12 protein-coding genes and 4 pseudogenes are annotated in these 15,249 nt (G+C 70.2%); 5 read left to right on the plus strand and 11 right to left on the minus strand.

Translation table 11 applies throughout. The annotated features are described in order from the left end of the window. Positions 1 to 167: 167 nt before the first annotated feature. Positions 168 to 1,193, minus strand: a complete 1,026-nt coding sequence (locus ACFV6E_RS32810) for a hypothetical protein (RefSeq protein ID WP_385466669.1) — start codon at positions 1,191 to 1,193, stop codon at positions 168 to 170. Positions 1,194 to 1,356: 163 nt separating this feature from the next. Here ACFV6E_RS32810 and ACFV6E_RS32815 point away from each other — a divergent pair, with 163 nt between their 5' ends. The 3 genes and pseudogenes from ACFV6E_RS32815 to ACFV6E_RS32825 all read left to right on the plus strand — a co-directional run. Next, complete coding sequence (locus ACFV6E_RS32815; RefSeq protein WP_385466672.1) at positions 1,357 to 1,659, plus strand: hypothetical protein; 303 nt, start codon at positions 1,357 to 1,359, stop codon at positions 1,657 to 1,659. Positions 1,660 to 1,758: 99 nt separating this feature from the next. Then, complete coding sequence (locus ACFV6E_RS32820) at positions 1,759 to 4,713, plus strand: BTAD domain-containing putative transcriptional regulator (RefSeq protein ID WP_385466675.1); 2,955 nt, start codon at positions 1,759 to 1,761, stop codon at positions 4,711 to 4,713. After that, positions 4,650 to 5,285 (plus strand): annotated as a pseudogene (locus tag ACFV6E_RS32825) (ISAzo13 family transposase); the annotation flags it as partial. The gene ACFV6E_RS32820 and the pseudogene ACFV6E_RS32825, both read left to right, overlap by 64 nt. 17 nt (positions 5,286 to 5,302) lie before the next feature. On the opposite strand, the gene ACFV6E_RS32830 reads toward ACFV6E_RS32825, so the two are convergent. Beyond that, on the minus strand, positions 5,303 to 6,652 hold the full coding sequence (locus tag ACFV6E_RS32830; RefSeq protein WP_385466678.1) for an IS4 family transposase: 1,350 nt from the start codon (positions 6,650 to 6,652) through the stop codon (positions 5,303 to 5,305). Positions 6,653 to 6,736: 84 nt separating this feature from the next. On the opposite strand from ACFV6E_RS32830, the pseudogene ACFV6E_RS32835 reads away from it, so the two are divergent. Next, positions 6,737 to 6,973, plus strand: a pseudogene (locus ACFV6E_RS32835) (ISAzo13 family transposase); the annotation flags it as partial. A gap of 93 nt (positions 6,974 to 7,066) precedes the next feature. Next, positions 7,067 to 7,432, plus strand: a complete 366-nt coding sequence (locus tag ACFV6E_RS32840; RefSeq protein ID WP_385466681.1) for a hypothetical protein — start codon at positions 7,067 to 7,069, stop codon at positions 7,430 to 7,432. Positions 7,433 to 7,664: 232 nt separating this feature from the next. Here ACFV6E_RS32840 and ACFV6E_RS32845 read toward each other — a convergent pair. The 9 genes and pseudogenes from ACFV6E_RS32845 to ACFV6E_RS32885 all read right to left on the minus strand — a co-directional run. Continuing rightward, positions 7,665 to 7,811: pseudogene (locus ACFV6E_RS32845) on the minus strand (IS5/IS1182 family transposase); the annotation flags it as partial. 524 nt (positions 7,812 to 8,335) lie between these two features. Further along, positions 8,336 to 9,541 (minus strand): annotated as a pseudogene (locus tag ACFV6E_RS32850) (gamma-glutamyltransferase); the annotation flags it as partial. A 2-nt stretch (positions 9,542 to 9,543) separates the two neighbouring features. After that, on the minus strand, positions 9,544 to 10,176 hold the full coding sequence (locus tag ACFV6E_RS32855; RefSeq protein ID WP_385466684.1) for a cyclase family protein: 633 nt from the start codon (positions 10,174 to 10,176) through the stop codon (positions 9,544 to 9,546). Continuing rightward, positions 10,173 to 11,093 carry a creatininase family protein gene (locus ACFV6E_RS32860; protein WP_385466687.1) on the minus strand — a complete coding sequence of 307 codons (921 nt, stop codon included), beginning with the start codon at positions 11,091 to 11,093 and terminating at the stop codon, positions 10,173 to 10,175. The genes ACFV6E_RS32855 and ACFV6E_RS32860 overlap by 4 nt, the downstream gene beginning before the upstream one ends. Positions 11,094 to 11,149: 56 nt before the next feature. Then, the gene (locus ACFV6E_RS32865) at positions 11,150 to 11,629 is read right to left on the minus strand and encodes a cytidine deaminase (protein ID WP_385466690.1); all 480 of its coding nucleotides are present in this window, start codon (positions 11,627 to 11,629) and stop codon (positions 11,150 to 11,152) included. Beyond that, positions 11,626 to 12,417 (minus strand): amidohydrolase family protein, encoded by a 792-nt coding sequence (locus tag ACFV6E_RS32870; protein ID WP_385466693.1) that lies wholly within the window; start codon positions 12,415 to 12,417, stop codon positions 11,626 to 11,628. The genes ACFV6E_RS32865 and ACFV6E_RS32870 overlap by 4 nt, the downstream gene beginning before the upstream one ends. Next, positions 12,407 to 13,480, minus strand: coding sequence for an ABC transporter ATP-binding protein (locus tag ACFV6E_RS32875; protein WP_385466695.1), 1,074 nt, complete (start codon positions 13,478 to 13,480; stop codon positions 12,407 to 12,409). Before ACFV6E_RS32875 ends, ACFV6E_RS32870 begins: the two co-directional genes overlap by 11 nt. Beyond that, positions 13,477 to 14,559: an ABC transporter ATP-binding protein gene (locus ACFV6E_RS32880; RefSeq protein ID WP_385466697.1), complete on the minus strand. Its 1,083-nt coding sequence runs from the start codon at positions 14,557 to 14,559 to the stop codon at positions 13,477 to 13,479. The genes ACFV6E_RS32875 and ACFV6E_RS32880 overlap by 4 nt, the downstream gene beginning before the upstream one ends. Continuing rightward, complete coding sequence (locus ACFV6E_RS32885) at positions 14,556 to 15,245, minus strand: alpha/beta fold hydrolase (protein WP_385466700.1); 690 nt, start codon at positions 15,243 to 15,245, stop codon at positions 14,556 to 14,558. Before ACFV6E_RS32885 ends, ACFV6E_RS32880 begins: the two co-directional genes overlap by 4 nt. Between the last annotated feature and the right edge of the window lie 4 nt (positions 15,246 to 15,249).

Genomic DNA, 15,249 nt, shown 5'->3' on the forward strand with positions numbered 1-15,249 from the left:
CGGATCACTTGTCCAGCCACTGCCTGCGTCATGTGCGGCCGAGGCGACGTCATCTCGGGTGGGGTGGCCGCTTCCCGCAGGAGCTCGCGCTGGAGCTCCCGCAGGAGTTCGCGCAGGAGTTCGCGCAGGAGTTCGCGCAGAATCCTGGCCGCGGCCCGCGCTCTCCGCTAATTCGTGGCGAACTGGCCGATGAAGATCGAGTTGACCTTGTCGATACCGAAGTCCGCGAAGGTCCCGCTGCCGTTCTCCAGCAGGGCCGACTTGCCGGTGCAGTCCTTACCCGACCAGATCTTGATCGGACCGGACGCGTCGTCAGGGCCGATGGCCGCGCCGAACGACGGAGTGTTCACGCAACCCTTTCCACTGACGATTCCCGAGGCACTGTCCGGGTCGTTGGGGTCCTCGACGATCTTGTACCGGCCTTCCTCGGCACGCTCGACCACCTCCCCCTTCGACTGGTCGTCACCACCCTGCTGGCCGCCGTCGGCGGGGTCGACCTCGGGCGCGGACCCGTCGGACGCCTGACCGGCCCGCTCGCCATCGGGTGTGACACCAAACCAGGTCCCCTGCACGCCCTGGCCGTTGGTGTCACCCGGCGCCGTGTCCTTGCTGAACAGATAGACCGGCCAGCCGCCTATCGTCACCTGGAAGCCCTTGCCCCGCTTGATGAAACCGATCTTTGACTTGTCGATTCCGTCAATGAAGACCTTGCCGTTCGACGCCACCACGAGCGGAGGCCATGTCTTCTGGCAGTCGTCGAAGCAGTTCGACTTCGAAGGATCCGCATTGTCCTTGTCGAAACGGTAAAGAACGAACCCGGCGCCGTTCGTGACCACCGGATCCAGATCACCCGCCGAACTGGCCGACAGCTGCACCCACTTCCGGATAACCGGGCTGGACACCTTGGACTGGCTTACGGGCGCCGCATCCGCAGCCAGGTCACCCGTGCTCAGGTTGGCATTGTTCTGCTTGGCCGTGCCGCTCTTGAATGACAGCTGGCTCTGATCCACGGAGCCAGCGGCATTCGAGCCATCGGCCTTCTGACTGCCCTCGTCACCGCCACCGCAAGCGGTCAGCAGAAGAGAACCCGCAAGGGCAACCGCCGCAAAAACTGAACTACGAGTGCGAGACACACAAACCCCCATGAGAAGTTCCATCAATGTGCCGTTCCGGCTCTTCCAGAACGTCGACACCCCGGATACGGTCCACTCCGTCCCACGAGTTCTAAGAACCATCCTTCGATACCGTTCCGTGACATTCCGTATGAGGTCTCGGGCGACTCAGCGCCGCTCGGCACCGGAAGGTGGCAGAGGGGATGAGTTGACCCGAACGGACCCGGCAGCCGTAGTTACCTACATGCGTCACTTGGGCTGGGAAGACCTCGTGCAGTTGTTGGTGAGTCGGCGAGCCGCCGCTCTGGGAGAGAAGAAGCGCGCCGGCGTTACTTCGGACCATGACTGGCGTCGCGCCAGAGCCGCCGCGACGTCGGCGGTGCTGCACGCCTTGCAGAATGGTGAGTCCGTAGTGTTGGTCGCTGATGTGCAACGCCAGGCCGGCGAGCAGTTCAGGATGCGGCTGCCGAGAGATGCGGCCGTTGTCGTGCTGAGAGAACGACTTGCCGCGCATGCCTCCTTGCTGTCCGACGCCGTGAGCCGGTGAGCTACTTCAGTACACTCGGGAGACTGTCTTGTCGCCGGCCCGGCAACTGGGCTGCACCGCTCGTGCACCGGCTGCGGGTCTTTCAGGGGGAATACAGGTTTGGAAGAGCGATTGCGGTTCGCGGTGCTGGGGCCTGTCAGTGCGTGGCGCGACTCGGAGCAGATCGAGCTCGGTCCGCCTCAGCAACGGGCCGTGCTGGCCGTGTTGTTGCTGGCGGAGGGCTCGCAGGTGTCGGCGGGCGCATTGGTCGACGCGGTGTGGGGCACGGAGGCACCTGCTTCCGCGCTCGCCATCCTGCGTGGGTACGTGCACGGGCTGCGGAAGTCTCTCGAACCCCGTGGCGACGTCGCGACGTCGGTGATCCGTTCCACCGGAGACGGTTATCAGCTCCGTGTTTCGCCGGACGACCTGGACCTTGGTGTCTTCCGGGCGCTGCTGACCCAGGCTGAGGGCGCGCGCGGTGCAGAGGATGCCCAGGGCGTGGTGAAGTATCTGCGGGAGGCCTTGGGCCTGTGGCGCGGGACCGCGCTGGCCGGCGTCCGAGGCGAGTACGCGCAGAGTCAGCGGCAGCGGCTCGATGAGCTGCGCCTGTCCGCGCAGGCGGCGTACGGCAAGGCCGACCTGGACCGCGGGAATCATGCGCGAGCAGCCGTGGAGTTGGCCGGGCTGGTTGTCGAACACCCGCTGGACGAGCGGTTTCGTGAGTTGCTGATGCTGGCCCTGTACCGCTCGGGGCGGCAGGCCGCAGCCCTGGAAACCTACCGGGAAGCGCAGACCCTGCTTGCGGATGAGCTGGGAGTGGACCCCGGGCCGGCGCTGCAGACGATGTATCACCGTGTGCTGCGTGCCGACGGCACGCTCCTCGCTCCAGAGGCCCCTCCCCATCCGGCAGCGGCACCGGCACCAGCACCAGCACCAGCACCAGCACCGGCTTCGACGCCTGTCCGGGCTGCTTCCGCTCCCCCGGCTCAGCTGCCCGCCGGGCTGTCGGTGTTCGTCGGCCGGAACACTCAGCTGGCGGAGGCGGCCGGACTGCCCTCGGCGGGCACGGTGGTCATCAGCGCCATCGCGGGCATGGCGGGTGTGGGCAAGACGACCTTCGCGGTGCACTGGGCCCGACAGGTCGCCGCGCGTTTCCCGGACGGCCAGCTGTATCTGAATCTGCGCGGTTTCGACCCGGCCGGTCTGCCGGTCCCGCCGGAACACGCCCTGCGCACACTGCTGGAATCACTGGGCGCCGACCCGCACAACCTGCCGCAGGACGTCGACGCGCTCGCCGCTTCGTACCGTACCCGGCTCAGCGGCAAACGCGTGCTCGTGCTCCTGGACAACGCCCGTGACGCCGCGCAGGTGCGGCCACTGCTGCCCGGAGCGGCCGGCAGTCTGGTCATCGTGACCAGCCGCGACCGGCTCACCGGCCTCATCGCCGTGGACGGCGCCCATCCGCTGAACCTCGACGTGCTGACCGTGCCGGAAGCCCGCGAACTGCTCGTCCGCCGTCTCGGACAGCAGCGCGTCACGGCCGAACCCGACGCCGTCGAGGAAATCATCGCCCGGTGCGCGCGCCTGCCCCTGGCCCTGGCCGTCACCGCCGCCCGCGCGGCGACCCGCTCCGCCATCCCCCTGGCGGCGATCGCGGCCGAACTACACGACACCTCTGACGGCCTCGACGCGTTCCACGGAGGCGACACCGCCGCTGACATACGCGCCGTGTTCTCCTGGTCGTACCACGCCCTCACCCCCGATGCCGCCCGCCTGTTCCGGCTGCTCGCCCTGCACCCGGGCCCCGACATCACCCTGCCCGCCGCCGCCAGCCTCGCCGCCCTCACCCTCCCCCATGCCAGACAAGTACTGTCCGAACTCATACAGGCCCACCTCGTCGACGAAACCGCCCCCGGCCGCTACACCTCGCACGATCTCCTGCGTACGTACGCCACCGAACTCATCCGGAGCATCGAGCCGTCCCAGCAGATACAGGCCGCCCGCCACCGAATGCTCGACCACTACCTCCATACCGCCCATGGAGCAGCGGCACTGACCAACCGTGCACGGGCGCTGATCTCCCTGACCCCGCCGGCCGAAGGCGTGTTCATCCAGGATTTCACCGCGGACGCCGAGAGAGCGACGGCCTGGTTCAAGGCCGAAGAGGCGGTACTGCCGGCAGTCGTCACACAGGCCGACGCCCACGAATACGACGCCCATACCTGGCAGCTCGCCTGGGCCATGGCCAACCACCTGCACTGGCGCGGCCTGTGGCAGGAGGAGGAGGCAGTGCACCGTACTGCCTTGCGTGGTGCTCTTCGACTGGGCGACCAGACCGCTCAAGGCTACGTCCACCGCGGACTCGGGACCGCCATGGCGGGTCTGGGCCGCTTCGACGAGGCACGGTCCGAAGCCGAGCGGGCCATCGAACTGTTCACTGCGTGCGGCGATATGCGAGCCTGCGCGGAAAGCTGCCGCACGTTGGCCTGGATAGCGGAACAGCAGGGCGACCTCGAAGACGCGCTCGGCGCCGCACAGCGGTCCCTCGAGCTCTTCCGCGCGTGTGGAGGTCGTGGTGCCGACGACCGTCGCAGCCGGACGGCCATCGCGTCCGCGCTCAACGCGGTCGGTTGGAACCACGTTCTGCTCGGACAGCACCAGCAGGCTCTTGACAGCTGCCTACAGGCACTGGCCCTGTGCCAGGAACTCGGGGACAACACCAACGCGGCGCTCACCTGGGACAGCATCGGCCACGCCCAGCACCACCTCGGACAGTACGAGGAAGCCGTCAGCAGCTTTCGCGAGGCCCTCGCCCTCTACCAGCGGCAAGGCGGCCTCCCTTGGTTCACAGCCACCAGTCTCATGGGCCTCGGGGACACCCATTTCAGCGCCGGGCGTCCGGAGGCGGCGCGCGCCGCATGGACGGAAGGGTTGGTCATCATGGAACGACTCGGCCACGCGGACGCTGAGCAGCTCCGCGCCAGGCTGCGCCGGCGGCGACCGAGCTGGGCGATCCGGCCTCTGTGCTGCGCTGGACCACTGCCTCGCTCCGTGACCTGGCTGAGCAGCTGACCACCGCGGGGCACCCGGTCGGCGCGACCACCGTAGGCAAGCTGCTGCACCAGATGGGCTACTCGCTGCAGGCCGCCGCGCAGACACGCTCTGGGGACAACCACTCTGACCGGGATGCGCAGTTCCGGCACATCCATGCCACCGTCGATGCCTTCCTCGCCGACGGGCAGCCGGTGATCAGTGTGGATGCGAAGAAGAAGGAGGCCATTGGCAACTACCTGCTCCCGGGCCGCACTTGGCGACCCAAGGGCACCCCGCTTGAGGTCGACGATCATGCTTTCCCGGCCGACACCGACCTGATCACCCCGTACGGAATATACGACCTCGGCAAGGACAGAGGCTGGGTCAACGTCGGCACCGACCGCAACACCGCCGCCTTCGCGGTGGAGTCGATCCGCCGCTGGTGGTACGACCGCGGGCATCTCGACCACCCCCGCGCCGCCGCCTTGCTGATCACCGCCGATGCCGGTGGACCCAACGGCGTTCTCTTCCACACCTGGAGGTGGCAACTGGCCGCCCTTGCCCGCGAGATGGACATTTCGATCACGGTCTGCCACTTCCCGCCTGGCACACAATGCCGTTGTTTGAGCTACTGAAGCATCGCCGGACTGGGGGTGATCACCTTCGCGGGGACCTGCCGGGTGGGTCCGTGTTGCTGCTTCTTCACCGAGGGCGAATACCTCGAATCCGGGCGTTTGAGGACCCGCGGCGCGCTGCGGCTGCGGCGAGGACCGGTGTCGAGCTTGCGGCGGACCTTGGCCTCCAGCATCGCCAGGAATGCCCTGACGGCCGAGACGGCGTCCTTGGCCTGGCGGATCACGCTGCGCCGTACGTGCTTGAGGACCTTGACGAAGGAGATCCGATGCGGGTCGGTCTCCTCGCCGTCGGCGACCTGCATGATGATCCCGTTCAGGCAGTGGTGCACCACCAGATGCGCCCAGACCTCCTGGTGCACCAGCGCCGGAGTGGCCGAGCGCAACACCTGCCCGGGCCCACGCTGGAACGTCTTGCCCTGCCGGGAAGCCGATTCCGCCTCCCAGCGATCATGGTGAAGCGCGGCCAACTCCGCCGCCAAATAGGCCTCGACGTCCAGCAGATCGGTCAGCAACCTGATCAGCTCGCCGCCGTCGATGCGGTACTCGACGACTCTGACCGTCACGCCGCCCGGATGCGAGGCCCGCTGCCCGGCCAGGCTCATCCGCCCCAGATAGCTCCCGTCCGCCAGCACCTCAAGCGGCCGGGAGGCGACCGTCGACCGAGCCCTCAGCAGGAGATGCGCTCCGGCGTGGGTGTACGTCTTCCACAGTTCCACCCCGGGGAAGTTGCGGTCCATGATGACCAGCATCCAGGCCGCGGAGGAGGCCATCTGCACCGCCAACTCCCGCTCGCCACCGTTGAAGCCGCCGATCCGAGCGTCGATCGAGGCACGCGTGCCAGTCTCGGTCAGCGTCACGACCCGCACCTGCGGAAACCCGGCCGGCGCCCCGCGCGCGTCGCTCCACCCGCCAAAGAACTCCCGGTTGGCCTTGTTGTCCGGCAGGTCCAGTACGAAGCCGTCGACAGCGGCCAACCGCATCCCGCGCCAGAACGCCCTGCCTACCTTGGCGGGGGCCACCGGTCCGCGCACCCGGCGGAAGACCGCCTCCAACACCTCGGGTCCCAGGCGCTGCCGGGCACGGGTGAACGAGGCCCGGCTCGGGATTGTCTTGTCCATCCCCTCCAGTGCCCCGACCAGGTTCTCCGCGACATCGTCGTAGGAGTCCTGCGCGAACAGCGCCAGCGCGAGCGTGAAGTAGACCATGAACCGCGGCGACAGCGCCCCTGGCTTAACCCCACCCCGACCACACTCGGCCAACACCCCATCCACCAGCTCCGGCGTCACCCACGACGTAAGCGCACCCAGCCGCACGTCATCGGATCGCCCTATCCACGGATGCATGACCTATCAACGCCCGGCGGGCCCAGCACGTCCCCACCACCGAACTGATGAACAGGCAAACAACAGCATTGGCCTGGCACAAGTAAATGGAACAAGGTCGAACACCGGCTGTTCTCCCGGATCACCTGCGCCTGGCGCGTCATCCCGCTGACCAGCCACGAGGTCGCCGTCCAGGCGATCGCCTCGGCTCACACCCGCACCGGACTTGTCGTTCGGGCCGAGCTGGACACCCATCGCTACCCTACCGGGCAGAACCCCGCCCCTTGGCAGGTCGCCGCCCTCCCGCTGAGCCGCGACGCCTTCCACGGTGACTGGAACTACACCCTCCACCCGGCCCCGGAACCGCAGCGAACGCCGCCTCGCCGCATCGATCCCGCCGCTACCGCCTGGCTGTCGGACCCGGCCCTGACCGGCATGCCCCGCCAGGAGCTGGACTCCCTGGTCGAGCTGGTCGCCGACGACTGGCAGTGGCTCGCCGACCGTGACCTGACCCGCCGCACCGGCCATCCCCGTCAGCGCCCCTCCGCCCACGGAATCGGTCAACTCGAACATCACATCCGCGTACTGGCCGCAGTCCTACGGGCCCGCCGGGTAGCCACGACTGTCCTGATCACCGAGATCATCGGCTGCCACCGCACCTACCTGAACCGGTGTGCTGACGGGGGCTGCCGAACTTCTCGCGCGCCACGACGTCTACATCGCCCCGGCCGAAGGCCCCAAGGCGCGACCCGCGCGCAGTTGCAGGCCCTCATCGACACGGCCCGGCAACATCAAGACTGACAGTAGTTGCCGCACAGGTTCAGCTCAGACTGGGACAGGGCCATCGTGTACTCCTCGTGGTTGAACTGGCTGTTTATCACGGAGAGTTACGCGATGGCCCGCCTCCTGTTCAGGGAGCGGTACTCACCCGTGGAAGTGCGCCCCGGGCAGACGCCCGCGCACTCCCGGCCGCTGATCCCCAACACCACGACGAGGGACACCATCTGCGGTCGCGCGGGTAGAGGGGTGCCGGTCATGGCCGGCGGCCGGGGCGTTCGTCCCAGCGGTGGGTGGTCCATGCTCGTCGAATCAGGCTGCGTACGGTGATGATGGTGTCGGCGAGGTCGAAGAAGGCGTCAATGACGGTGGCTCGGCGCTCGTAGCAGCGGGCGAGCCGGTGGACATGGTCGACGTGGAGAGTCGGCTGCCGCCGGACGCCTGGGGCAGCCGCGATGGCGAGGCGGTGACCGGCTGGCTGCGCGCACAGACGCAGGTCCGTCCCGTGTGCCGGGACGGCTCGGGGGTCCGCCTCGGTGCAATCGCCGCCGCCTCTTCGGCGATTGTTCGGGTCAGCTCCTGGCAGCGGTACTTCGGGTTCGCCACCGAGATCGCGCAGTGCCGGCTCATCGGCGTGCGGAGCCGGTGAACACGACGGCTGTCCCGTCCGCCCTGGGATCGCTCGCCGCGTCCACCTCGCCCGAGCGCAGCCGTGCCGTCTGCACATGGCCCGCCTCGTCGTGCGGGCCTGCCGTCCAGGCCACCGTCAGGCCCAGTCGGTCCGCGGCGGAGATCAGGCGGTCGGTGTCCGGGGTGCCCGGCTCCAGGACCAGGGTGGGGTTGCGGACGGTTCAGGTCGCGGGAGCCGATGACCCAGCGGGGGCGGGCGAGCAGGGCTTCCGGGTCGGGGGCGTCGAGGAGTTCGTCGGCCACCTGCGACAGGATCCACGCCTGGGCCCGGCCGCCCTGGCAGCCGAGGGCCACGACGCGTTCCGGTGCGGTGGCGAGCGCCGGGCACAGGGTGTGCGGGGGCCGCGCTCCGGGACGCAGCGTGCCGGGGTGCGCCGGGTCCAGGCTGAACGCCGAGCCGCGGTTGTGGAGCACCACGCCGGTGGCCGGGTCCGCGATGCCGGAGCCGAAGCTCTGGAACAGGCTCTGGATGAGGGTGACCGCGTTGCCCTCGTCGTCGACGGCGGTGACGGCGACCGTGTCTCCTGCCGGTCTGGGCCCTGAGGGCAGTGCGGCGATGTCGCGCGGTTCGCGCAGCAGCAAGCCATCGGTGTCTATGGGGCCCGACCGGGGATCGCCGAGGAGTGCGTCCCGGCTCAGTTCGGCCCGCCGGGCGGCGGTCAGCGGGTCGCCGTCGCGGCCGAGTACGGCCAGCAGGGAAGCGCCCTGACTGGGCGGCGGGGCCACCCACCAGGTGACGCCGTTGCGGGTCGCGCTCAGCGCAGCGGTGTTCTCCACGCGGTGGGCGGCGAAGTCCGCCGCGTCGAGCAGACTGCCGCGTGCGCGCAGGTTCGCCACCAGACGCCGAGCGGTCGGTCCGGTATAGAAGTGACGCCAGTCGTCGGAGAGTTCCCCCAAGGTCGCGGCGAGGGCCGGTTGGCGCAGGCACGCCCCCGCGGACAGCGGCTCCCCTGCCTTGTCCAGCAGCAGCGCCGACAGTCCCGGGTCGGCCCGTACGACGTCGAGGCGGTTGCGGATCGCGCGGGCCAGGCCCTCACTGACCGCGACGCCCTGCCCGGCCAGGGCCATGGCCGGGGCCAAGGCCCGGGCGAGCGGCAGTCGCGCCCCGAGACGGGCGAGTTCCGCCCAACCGGCCACCACTCCGGGGACCGTCACCGTATGCGGGCCGCCGCCGGGCATCCGGTCCGCCGCCGCCCGCAGGGGTGCGGGGTCGGTGGCCGCCGCGGCGGCTCCGGCCGACAGGACGGCGCGTACGGTGCCGCGCGCGCCGTCGCGGATCAGGGCGATCAGGTCGCCGCCGATCGAGCACTGGTGGGGGTAGGCCACCGTGAGCGCCGCCGCGGCGGCGAGGGCGGCGTCGATCACGCCGCCGCCCTCGGCGGTCACCTGACGGGCCGCTTCGATCCCGGCGGGATGGGGTGCGGCGATCGCGATCGTGGCCATGGTCAGTCCCGGGTGGTGAGGATGGCGCGGGCGAAGGAGCCGTCGGCGCCGACCAGTTTGGCGGGCAGACAGGTCAGGTCGTAGGTCCCGGCGGGCACCTGATCGAGGTCGGCGTTCTCCAGGATGAGCACGCCCGCGCCGAGCAGGGAGTGGTGTACGTCCCAGGTGTCGGTGCGATGGTGGCTCTCGATGGTGAGGTAGTCGATGCCGACGAGTTCGACCTCGTGCTCGATCAGCCAGTCGGCCGCCTTCGGGGACAGGCCCACCCAGCTCGGGGCACGCTCGGTCTCCTTGAGGGGCCCCGCGGAGTTGGAGGTCTTGAGCAGGACGCGCCGGTGTCCGGCGGCCCCGCCCTCCTCCAGGTGGTGCGGTTCCACGTCGCCCTCCACATGGGTGAGGTCGATGACCAGGGCGGGGCCGACCAGCGAGTACAGGGACACCTCGTCGATGGGAGTGGCGCCGTCGCGGAAGTGCGCGGGGGCGTCGACGTGGGTGCCGGTGTGGGCGCCGAGCCGCCAGCGGGTGACGTTGGAGGCGTCGCCGTGGGAGAGGGACTCGACGATCTCGACCTCGGGCTTGCGTCCCCAGTGCAGCATCTCGGGGTGGATGGGCAGGGTGATGTCGTAGATCTTCACGCGGTCGCTCCAGTTGCTCCGACTGCTTCAGTCGCTCCGATTGCTCCGGTTGCCTCAGTCGCTCCGGTTGCTTCGGTCGCTCCAGGGCGGTGGGTCGGGTCGGGCCAGGGTTCACGGACGGCGGCGGACACGGCGCGGGCGGTGGTGAGCAGGCAGCGGTCGAACTCCTCGCCGCCGTGCTTCGCGTCGGCGTCGGTGACGTCGCGGCCCCAGACGCCGGTCTCGCTGACCTGGTCCATCCGGTAGTCCCAGAAGGAGTCCACGTCGACGTGCGAGGTGGCCTTGTCCATTCGCACCAGTTCGGGGTGGAGGTGGAGCATGACCGAGGTCTCGAAGAAGTTGGCGTGCATCAGCGCCCGGCCGTACCGCACATGTCCGTCCACTTCGGGGCCGGGGTACATCGTCACGTAGCCCAGGGCCCGTACCCGGGCGTCGCGATGACGCACCCGCAGCTTCTCGGCGGACACGTCGAGCGCGCCGTTGTTCCAGATGTGTCCGTTGAGCAGGATGAACTGCCGTACTCCTGAGGCGTACAGGGAGTCGATGACGTCCTCGACGACGGCGATCATCGTCTCTGGGCGCAGGGCCACCGTGCCCCCGAAGTCGCCGTGGGAGGCGGACACACCGAAGCTCAGCGGCGGCACCACCGGTACACCGGTCAGCGCGGATACGCCGAGCGCGACGGCGCGGCAGATGAGGGTGTCGACGGCCAGCGGCAGGTGCGGGCCGTGCTGTTCGGTGGCTCCGACGGGGATGATGACGGCGTTCTGTGCGGCGGCCGTCGTCTCCGTCTCCTGCCAGGTCAGGTGCTCCCACAGCACCGGGGCGCCGGAGCCGCCGAGTCCGGCGGCGAGGGCAGGGACGTCCAGGCCGGTGGGGACGGGCTGCCCGAGGGGAACGGGGATGACTGATGTCATGGTGCTTCCTTCTTCTTCACGGCCAGGAGTCTTCGGGCGCGTCACGCGGTCCGCGGTCACCACGCGCGCCGGCTCTTGTCCGGCAGCAGGTCAAGGGCCCGGACCGGGACGACCTCGTTCTCCTCGACCGTGGTGATCCAGACCGTCGCGTCGGGGCTGTAGTCGCTGATCAGTTCCCGGCACACGCCGCACGGCGCGATCACCCGGAATTGTCCGGCGGGCTTGATCTGGACGGAGACCACCGAGGTCACCTCCAGTGGTCGTTCGCCCGGGTACGCACCGCGGGCCGTGCCCAGGGCGACGCCCTCGGCGCAGATCGAGCTGCGCCGGCAGGAGCCCTCGACGTGGACCCCGGTGTGCACGGCGCCGTCGGCCGTGCGCAGCGCGGTCGCGACCTCGTGTCGGCCGTCACGCCAGACGCGTCCGAGCAACTCCTGAGCCATGCGCAGCAGTTCGGCGGCGTCGTCGTCCATGGCCGTGGGTACGGCAACGGGTGTCACCCCGGCCGATGCCGTATCGAGGTGTGCGGCGCTCACGCGGTGATCCCGAGCAGTCGGGCCATGTTGCCGCCCTCGACGAGCGCCCGGTCCTTGTCGTCCGGCACCGCCTTGGCGATCTTCATGCGCTCCAGATCGAAGTCGGAGCCCGGCCACTCGCTGCCCATCAGGATCTTCTCAGGGCCCAGCCGGGCGTAGGCACGCTTCACGTCGCTCATGAGTGTGGCCGAGGTCTCCAGGTACACGTGGGGCTGCCGCTCGGCGACGATGATCGCCTCGGGGACGTTCCAGACCGCGCCCATGTGGGCGATGATCGTGGGCACTCCGGGGTGGTCGCGGGCGATCTCCTCGATGGCCAGCGGGGCGCAGAAGGAGTCGTCCAGGGCGTTGACCAGCACCATCAGCCCGCGCCTTGCGCAGGCCTCGAACAGCGGGTCCAGCAGTCCGTGGTCGGCGACGTGGTAGCCGTGCAGGCTGGGGTGGAGCTTGAGGCCCACCAGGCCGGCGTCGGCCATGCGGTCGATCTCCGCCACGGCGTCGTCGGCCTGCGGCAGGACCTGACCGAAGCCGAAGAAGCGGTCGGGGTGGGCGGCGACCAGGGAGGCGATGAAGTCGTTCTCGATGCGCTGGGCGAGCGAGCAGACCATGGCCATGTCGACGCCGGCGGCGTCCATGCGGTCCAGGATGCGCCGGGGATCGAACGGTGTGTACGGCGGCGGTGCCTCGCCCTTGCGGACGCCGGTGAGGTAGTCCGACCGTCCCCGGACGTCCTGGGTGGTGTTGTACGCGTCGATGATCACGCGGGGCCAGCCTCTCTCACTTCTCACGGACATGTTCGTCAGGACTTCTCACGGGGCCGGGCACCAGGGGCAGGTGGCAGCGCACGGTGCGGCCGGGCGCGACCTCCCGCAGTTCCGGCATCCGGGTGCGGCACCCGTCCTCGGCGAAGGGGCAGCGGGTCTGGAACAGACAGCCCTCCGGCGGGTTCGCCGGGTCGGGCAACTCGCCCTCCAGGACCTGCCGTTCGCGCCGCCCTCCGCGGCGCAGGGACGGGACGGAGGACAGCAGCGCGTCGGAGTAGGGGTGGGCGGGACCGGAGAAGAAGTCGTCCCGGGAGGCGACCTCGATGATCTGCCCCAGGTACATGACGGCCACCCGGTCGGCGATGTGCCGTACGACGCCCAGGTCGTGGGAGATGAACAGCATGGTCAGGCCGCGCTCGCGGACCATGTCCGACAGCAGGTTCAGTACCTGCGCCTGGATGGAGACGTCCAGCGCGGAGACCGCCTCGTCCGCGACGACGAACTTCGGCGAGGAGGCCAGCGCGCGGGCGATGCCGATGCGCTGGCGCTGGCCGCCGGAGAACTCGTGCGGCTTGCGCCGGCCGGCCTCCGCGCCCAGGCCCACCCTCTCCAGCAGCTCCCTCACGACCGGTTCGGCCTCGGCCCGGCTCACACCGCGGGCCCGCAGCAGCGGCTCGGCGACGATGTCGGCGATCCGGCGCCGGGGGTTCAGCGAACCGAACGGGTCCTGGAACACCATCTGCAGGTCGGCCCGGGTCCGCCGCAGCCGGGTGCCCCTGAGCCGGGTGATGTTCAGGCCGAGGAAGTCGATGACGCCCGAGGCGGGCTCGATCACCCGCAGCAGGGCGCGGCCCAGCGTGGACTTGCCGCACCCCGATTCCCCCACCAGGCCCAGCGTCTCGCCCTCCAGGATCTCCAGGTCGATGTCGCGCAGCACCCGGACCCTGCCGCCCGAGCGGCCGCGGTACTCCACGCGCAGCCTCTCGGCCCGGATGAGCGGTGTGCCGGGCCGCGCCGGGGGGACCGGGCCGGAAGCCGCGGTGACGGAGGTGGCCGGTGTGGCCGGTGTGGCCGGTGGCGAGGTCATGAGCGCCCCTTGTCGTCGTATGCCGGATCCCGTGCCGGTTCCGGGCCCGCCGCACGCGCCGTCTCCCGTACGGGGCCGGGCAGGACGCAGGCGTCCAGGTGGCCGGGGCCGCCGTGCCGGCGGCGCAGCTCAGGCTGCTCGGCGCACTCGTCCCGGGCGTGGGCGCAGCGCGCGGCGAACGCGCACCCCCTCGGGCGGTCCACGCCCGTCAGCGGGCTGCCGGGGATGGCGGGCAGCCGGTCGGCGACGGGGCCGTCGATCGGCGGCACCGAGCCGAGCAGGCCGATGGTGTACGGGTGCTGGGGATCGAACAGCACCTCGTCGCGCGTGCCCTGTTCCACGATGCGGCCCGCGTACATCACGGCGACCCGGTCGGCGACCTCGGCCACCACGCCCAGGTCGTGGGTGATCAGCAGGACGGCGGTGCCGTGGTCGGCGCGCGCCCGCTGGAGCACGGAGAGGACCTGCGCCTGGATGGTCACGTCCAGCGCCGTGGTGGGTTCGTCGGCGATCAGTACGGCGGGGTCGTTGGCCAGGCCCATGGCGATCATGACGCGCTGGCGCATACCGCCCGACAACTGGTGCGGCAGGGCTCGGGCGTTGGCGCGGGGGCTGGCGATGCCGACCTCGCCGAGCAGGTCGACGGCCCGGTCCACGGCCTGTTCGCGCGATATCCGGCGGTGGGCGCGCATCATCTCGGTGACCTGGGCGCCGACCCGGTGCAGCGGGTTGAGCGCCGCCAGGGAGTCCTGGAAGACGACGGCGATGTCCTTGCCGCGGACGCGGCGCAGTTCGCTCTCGGAGGCTTCGGCCAGGTTGCGGCCGCCGAAGGCGACCTCGCCGCTGATGTGTGTGCGCGGGCCCCGGTTGAGGCCGACCAGGCTCATGGACAGTGCGGACTTGCCCGAACCGGACTCGCCGACCAGCGCGAGGATCTCGCCCTGGTGCAGGGTCAGGTCCACGCCGGCGACGGCCGGCAGCCGTCCCGCGGGTACGTCGAACCCGACCTTCAGGCCGCGGATCTCCAGGACCGCGGGTGGGCTCTCCGTCCGGCGGGTGGCGGGTGCGGCCCCGGTCACGGCGTGCCGCTCACGGCCGTGGCCGCGGTGTGGATGAGGTCGGCCACCCGCCGCGGGTGCACGAGCGTCGTGTAGTGGCTGCCCGGCACATGTCCGGTGATCGCCCCCATCCGGGCGGCCATGTCGCGCTGCGCGTCGGGACGCAGGGTGCGGTCGTCGTCGGCGACCAGGTACCAGCTGGGCAGTGTCTGCCAGGCGGGTTTCCCGGTGGGCTGCCGGAAGATCGCGTTCTCCGCCTTGCGTCCCTCGGCCTCGACGACGGCCCGGTGCGCGGGTGACAGGTCGGGGCCGATCTCCGCCCAGAACTCGTCGCTCGGCTCCGACTTCCACTCCCCGTTCGGGCCGCGCCGCATGTACTTCGAGATCTCCGCGGGTTCGTAGCGTTCGACGATGCCGTTGACGGTCTCGCCCTCCTCGGGGCCGAAGGCGGCGATGAAGACCAGGCCCCGGACGGCGGGGTGCCGGCCGGCGTTGGTGATGACCGCGCCCCCGTAGGAATGACCGGCCAGCAGCACCGGTCCCGCCATCTCCTCGATGGCGGCGGTGGTGTGCGCCACGTCCTCCTCCAGGGAGGTGAGGGGGTTGGTGACGGCGACCGTCCGGTGTCCCAGGGCGGCGAGCAGGGGCTCGACCTCCCACCAGGTGGTGGGGCGTCCGCCCGCTCCGTGGACCAGCACGATGTCCATGCGG

The organism is Streptomyces sp. NPDC059785 (assembly GCF_042732375.1).
Classification (GTDB): Bacteria; Actinomycetota; Actinomycetes; order Streptomycetales; family Streptomycetaceae; genus Streptomyces.

What these genes read in the sequence shown, in the direction of transcription:
- ACFV6E_RS32815 (WP_385466672.1), top strand. Translation starts at nt 1,357, where the DNA reads ATGCGTCACTTGGGCTGGGAAGACCTCGTGCAGTTGTTGGTGAGTCGG.
- ACFV6E_RS32830 (WP_385466678.1), bottom strand. Translation starts at nt 6,652, where the DNA reads ATGCATCCGTGGATAGGGCGATCCGATGACGTGCGGCTGGGTGCGCTT.
- ACFV6E_RS32840 (WP_385466681.1), top strand. Translation starts at nt 7,067, where the DNA reads ATGCCCCGCCAGGAGCTGGACTCCCTGGTCGAGCTGGTCGCCGACGAC.
- ACFV6E_RS32860 (WP_385466687.1), bottom strand. Translation starts at nt 11,093, where the DNA reads ATGACATCAGTCATCCCCGTTCCCCTCGGGCAGCCCGTCCCCACCGGC.
- ACFV6E_RS32875 (WP_385466695.1), bottom strand. Translation starts at nt 13,480, where the DNA reads ATGACCTCGCCACCGGCCACACCGGCCACACCGGCCACCTCCGTCACC.
- ACFV6E_RS32885 (WP_385466700.1), bottom strand. Translation starts at nt 15,245, where the DNA reads ATGGACATCGTGCTGGTCCACGGAGCGGGCGGACGCCCCACCACCTGG.